The 5,357-nt window shown below is 72.4% G+C and carries 5 protein-coding genes; 1 reads left to right on the forward strand and 4 read right to left on the reverse strand.

What is annotated here, in order from left to right:
• Positions 1–535: 535 nt before the first annotated feature.
• On the reverse strand, positions 536–1,135 hold the full coding sequence (locus JNW89_RS26695; protein WP_255541278.1) for a disulfide bond formation protein DsbA: 600 nt from the start codon (positions 1,133–1,135) through the stop codon (positions 536–538).
• A 248-nt stretch (positions 1,136–1,383) separates the two neighbouring features.
• Between JNW89_RS26695 and pepN the strand changes: the two genes are divergently transcribed.
• Positions 1,384–3,930, forward strand: coding sequence for an aminopeptidase N (pepN, locus tag JNW89_RS26700; RefSeq protein ID WP_238451090.1), 2,547 nt, complete (start codon positions 1,384–1,386; stop codon positions 3,928–3,930).
• 63 nt (positions 3,931–3,993) lie between these two features.
• On the opposite strand, the gene JNW89_RS26705 is transcribed toward pepN, so the two are convergent.
• The 3 genes from JNW89_RS26705 to JNW89_RS26715 form a co-directional block, all read right to left on the reverse strand.
• Positions 3,994–4,401: a DUF5130 family protein gene (locus JNW89_RS26705; protein ID WP_238451092.1), complete on the reverse strand. Its 408-nt coding sequence runs from the start codon at positions 4,399–4,401 to the stop codon at positions 3,994–3,996.
• Positions 4,388–4,672 (reverse strand): hypothetical protein, encoded by a 285-nt coding sequence (locus JNW89_RS26710; protein WP_088960713.1) that lies wholly within the window; start codon positions 4,670–4,672, stop codon positions 4,388–4,390. The genes JNW89_RS26705 and JNW89_RS26710 overlap by 14 nt, the downstream gene beginning before the upstream one ends.
• A gap of 73 nt (positions 4,673–4,745) precedes the next feature.
• Positions 4,746–5,357 (reverse strand): amidase family protein (locus JNW89_RS26715; RefSeq protein ID WP_255541277.1); only part of this gene is annotated, 612 nt, incomplete at its 5' end.

Below are 5,357 nucleotides of genomic sequence, written 5' to 3' on the forward strand. Positions count from 1 at the left end.
TGGCCCGGGAGGTGACCGGGACCCGGGCGACGCCGACCACGATCGGCGGGGCGAGCAGGTCGACCATCTCGACGGGGGAGTTCCGGGCTGACCGTCGGCCAGTGGCAGTCGTCGACCGACCAGTACGTGGTGGGGTCGGCCACCTCCTGCCCCGTCGACAGGTCGTCAGCGGACGGACGGCGGTGCTTGGCCATCGGGAAAGCCTCCGGGTCGGCCGGGTGCGGCCGCTGCGGCCGCTGCGCTGGACAACCGGAAAAACGACACCGTGCCCGGCAGGGTGACGCGGCGGCGGTCCGGGGCCGGCCCGGCGACGGGCTTCGGAGTCGGACGCGGCCCGGCGCGGTCAGCCGGTCCGCTCGCGGGGCGAGCCCGGTGCGCGGACGCTGTGGAGCTGATGTCGTGAACGAGTCACCCACCAGCGACGCGGTGAATCGTTCACGTCATCAGCTCGACAGGAGCGCCACACCGTCCTCGCCCCCCGGGCTCCGGTCGTCGCCCCGGACCGGACGACTGGGCCCGGGGCGACGGCCGCGGGTCAGTCGAAGATCGGGCCGAGCTCGCGGGAGCGCTTGAGCTCGTAGAAGCCCGGGGTACCGGCGACCAGCAGGACGCCGTCCCAGAGCCGGCCGGCGGCCTCGCCCTTCGGCGCCGGCGTGATCACCGGGCCGAAGAAGGCCACCTGGCGGCCGTCCGGGCCCGGGGCGTGGATGACCGGGGTGCCGACGTCGGTGCCGACGGGGCGCATCCCGGCCTCGTGGCTGGCCCGCAGCGCCTCGTCGTACTCGGTGGTGTCGGCGACGCCGGCCAGCGCCGGGTCCAGGCCGACGTCGGTGAGCGCGGCCTTGAACAGCTCCGGGCCGAGCTGCTCCTTACCCAGGTGGATCCGGGTGCCCATGGCGGTGTAGAGCTTCGCCACCGCCTCCTGTCCGTGCTGCTGCTCGACGGCCACGCAGACGCGTACCCCGCCCCAGCCCTTGTTCATCAGCTCCTGGTACTCCTCGGGCAGGTCCCGACCCTCGTTGAGCACCGAGAGGCTCATCACGTGGAAGCGGATGTCCACGGCCCGGACCTTCTCGACCTCCAGCAGCCAGCGGGAGGTGATCCACGCCCAGGGGCACAGGGGGTCGAACCACATGTCGACGGTGACACGATCGGCCACGGTGAGGTCCCTTCACGACGGGTGACGCGCCGGGCAGCCCCGGCGCCGCTGTCTCGATCCTCACCCCGCAGGGCATCGACTGGTAGCGGAATGAGAGCGTGACCTCGACCACCGCGGGGCGTCGGTGCATGGAAGACTCGGCTCGGGCCGCCGTCACGAGCGGCCGACTGGGCTGGCGCAGCCGCGAGGCGGCGAGAGTGGGATGGAGACGAACAGTGCCGGGAGTGCGCAACCTGACCCAGGTGGAGGCCACCGAGCGGGCCCGCCTGCTGGAGGTGACCGGGTACGACATCAGCCTGGACCTGTCGACCGCCGTGCAGGCCGAGGGCCGTACGTTCCGGTCGGTGACCGAGGTCCGGTTCCGCTGCACCGAGCCGGGTGCCGGCACCTTCATCGAGACCGCCGCGGAGTCGGTGCGGTCGGCGACGCTCAACGGCGCGCCGGTCGACCTCTCCGGCTGGTCGGCCGAGAAGGGGCTGGCGCTGTCCGGGCTGGCCGCGGAGAACACGCTCGTCGTGGACGCCGACTTCGCGTACTCCAACAGCGGGCAGGGCCTGCACCGCACGGTGGACCCGGTCGACGGCGAGACCTACCTCTACAGCCAGTTCGAGACGGCCGACGCGCAGCGGGTCTTCGCCTGCTTCGACCAGCCCGACCTGAAGAGCGTGTACACCTGGCACGCCACCGTCCCCGACCACTGGCGCGTGGTGTCCAACATGCCGGTGGAGCGCGAGGAGCCGGCCGGCGAGGCGCTCAAGACCGTCCACTTCGTGGAGTCGGCCCGGATGAGCACCTACATCACCGCGCTCTGCGCCGGGCCGTACCACGAGGTGCGGGACAGCCACGACGGCATCGACCTGGGAGTCTTCTGCCGGGCCTCGATGGCGCCGCACCTAGACTCCGACGACCTGTTCCTGATCACCAAGCAGGGCTTCGACTTCTTCCACGAGCAGTTCGGGGTGCGCTACCCGCTGCCCAAGTACGACCAGCTCTGGGTGCCGGACTTCAATGCCGGCGCGATGGAGAACTTCGGCTGCGTCACGCACGCCGAGTCGCACTACCTGTTCCGCTCCCAGGTCACCGACTTCGAGTACGAGCAGCGGGCCAACACGATCCTGCACGAGCTGGCGCACATGTGGTTCGGTGACCTGGTCACCATGCGCTGGTGGAACGACCTGTGGCTCAACGAGTCGTTCGCCGAGTGGGCCAGCCACTGGTGCAACACCCACGCCACCCGGTTCTCCGAGGCCTGGACGACCTTCCTGTCGATCCGGAAGAACTGGGGTTACCGGCAGGACCAGCTCTCCTCCACCCACCCGGTCTACACCGAGATGCCGGACATGGAGGCCGTCGAGGTCAACTTCGACGGCATCACCTACGCCAAGGGCGCGAGCGTGCTCAAGCAGCTCGTCGCGTACGTCGGCGAGGAGCCGTTCCTGGCCGGCCTGCGGGCGTACTTCGGCAAGCACGCCTGGGGCAACGCCACCTTCGACGACCTGCTCACCGAGCTGGAGGCGGCCTCCGGTCGGGAGCTGCGCAAGTTCGCCGCGCAGTGGCTGGAGACCGCCCAGGTCAACACGCTGCGCCCCGAGGTGGCCATCGGCGACGACGGGACGTACCAGCGGGTGCTGGTCCGCCAGGAGGCGCCGGCGGGGTACGCGACGCTGCGTACCCACCGCATCGGCGTGGGCCTCTACGACCTGACCGACGGCCGGCTGGCCCGCCGGGAGCGGATCGAGGTCGACGTGACCGGCGAGCAGACCGAGCTCTCCGCGCTGCACGGCACGCGGGCCGCCGACGTGCTGCTGCTCAACGACGATGACCTGACGTACACCAAGCTGCGGCTGGACGAGCGGTCGATGGCGACGGTGGTGCAGCACATCGCCGGGCTGGAGTCCTCGTTGGCCCGGGCCCTGTGCTGGACGGCCGCCTGGGACATGACCCGAGACGCGGAGCTCGCCGCCCGCGACTACGTGGCGCTGGTGCTGGCCGGGCTCCCCGCCGAGACCGACATCAACCTGGTCACCGCCACCCTGCGCCAGGCGAGCACCACGCTCACCGTCTACGCCGACCCGGCCTGGGCGCCGACCGGCTGGGCGGAGCTGTCCCGTACCGCGAAGACGGCGCTGTCCGCCGCCGAGCCGGGCAGCGGCTTCCAGCTCGCCTGGGCCCGCGCGTACGCCTCGGCGGCCCGCTCCGCCGAGGACCTGGCGACCCTGCGCGGCTGGCTGGACGGCACCGGCGTACCGGCCGGGCTGACCATCGACACCGAGCTGCGCTGGACGGTCCTCCAGTCGCTGGTGGCCAACGGGGCGGCCGGCGTCGCCGAGGTCGAGGCCGAGCTGGCCGCCGACCGGACGGCCAGCGGCGAGCGGGAGGCCGCGTACGCGCACGCGCTGGTGCCGACCGCCGAGAACAAGGCGGCGGTCTGGGCGGAGCTGACCGGCCCGCAGTCGCTGCCGAACTGGCGCAACCGGGCGCTGCTGCAGGGCTTCACCCACCCGGCGCAGGTGGAGCTCACCGCGCCGTACCGGGAGAAGTACTTCGCCAGCGTGGCGCAGGTCTGGGCGCAGCGGGACAGCGAGCCGGCGCAGGAGTTCGTCCAGCTCGCCTACCCGGCGTACCTGGTCGAGGAGGAGACGGTGGCGGCCACCGACGCCTGGCTGGCGCAGGACGGGCACCCGGCGCCGCTGCGCCGGCTGGTCGCCGAGGGCCGCGACGGGGTGGTCCGCTCGCTCAAGGCCCGCGCCAAGGACGCCCAGAGCGCCTGATCAGATCGGAAACACGAAGCCCGGCCCGCGTCACGCGGGCCGGGCTTCGTCGTACGTGCGGGGTCAGGCCCTGCCGGCGTGGCTGGCGAGCTGGTCGAGGCCGTTGATGATGCCACCGGCCAGGTCGCCGCCGCCGAATGCCGCCACCATCGACAGCGCGGCGAGCCGGGCGTACGTGTCGGGGATGCGCTTGCGCGCGTGCCGGCCGGTGACCACCTCCAGCTGGCGCTGGTTGGGCGACACCGCGATCAGGACGGACCGGTCGGGGTCGGCGAGCTGGCGGTGCAGGCGCTCGGCGTGCTCCCGGATCGGCTCGTCGAGGCCGCCCACGTAGACCGAGAAGACCAGGCCGGTGCCCTGGTCGGCCAGGCGGAGCGCCTCGTCGATGCGCAGCAGCTGGCGGGTCGTGAACGGCCCGTCCAGCACGTCGGGCGGGTTACCCGTCCCGGTCTGCATCTCACCAACGGTCACTTGCGCCTCCGGTTCCACCGGCCGGCGCCTCGATGCCGGCCTGCTCGAGCTTGTGGCTGGTCAGCGCCGGCGCCTGCGCGCCCGCGGACAGAGCGGTGCCGGCCGAGTCGGCCAGCTGCTCCGGGCGGCCCAGGAACCAGACCGGGGTGAAGTCGAAGCGACGGCCCGGCCGGTAGCGCTTGGAGCCGCCGCCACCACGGCGGTTGCTGGCGAACACCAGACCGACGATCACCAGCATCACCGCCGCCGGGATGCCGACGAAGATCAGCAACGTCTCAGTGACAGACAATCCCAACGCCCCCAGGCGGAAGATAGCGACCAGAGCATCCGGGTCGGGTGGACGATCATGGCGCCGACCGCCCGACTCCGCTGCCATTCACGTTAGCGGAGTCGACGCCCCGCCAGATTGCGGGGTGCCGATCCCATCCGTCACTGCAGTGTTCCAGTTGCGCTGCGGTGGCGATCAGTCGGGCGTCGTCGCCGTAGCGACCGGTCAGCAGCACCCCGACGGGCAGATCGGTCGCGGTGCGTCCGAGCGGTAGCGAGACGGACGGATCCCCCGTCACGTTGAACACCGCACAGTACGGCGAGAACCGGCGCTGCCGGTCGAAATCGGCCGCCGGGTCGGCGTCGGCGGTGAACCAGCCGACCGGCGCCTGGGGTGCGGCCAGGGTGGGGCAGAGCAGCAGGTCGCAGTCGGCGGTGCGGCGGGCGCCGAGGCGTACCTGGGCCTGGATCTCGCCGAGGGTGGCCATCAACGCGCCGGCCCCGACAGCGGCGCCCCGGGCACGGAGGAACCGGGTCAGCGGCAGCAGTTCGGACTCCCGCTCCGGCGGCACCGGGGCCAGCGCCAGCACGTACCAGAGGGTCTCGAAGAGCGGCCACACCGCGGGGCCGAGCGGCCGGTCGACCTCGACCACCTCGTGGCCGGCCGCGGTGAGCAGCGCGGCGGCCCG

The sequence above is a fragment of the Micromonospora sp. 4G55 genome (genome assembly GCF_016803375.1).

Excerpts from the sequence above, each read along its gene's own strand:
- JNW89_RS26695 (WP_255541278.1), bottom strand. The coding sequence starts at position 1,135 with ATGTGGTTCGACCCCCTGTGCCCCTGGGCGTGGATCACCTCCCGCTGG.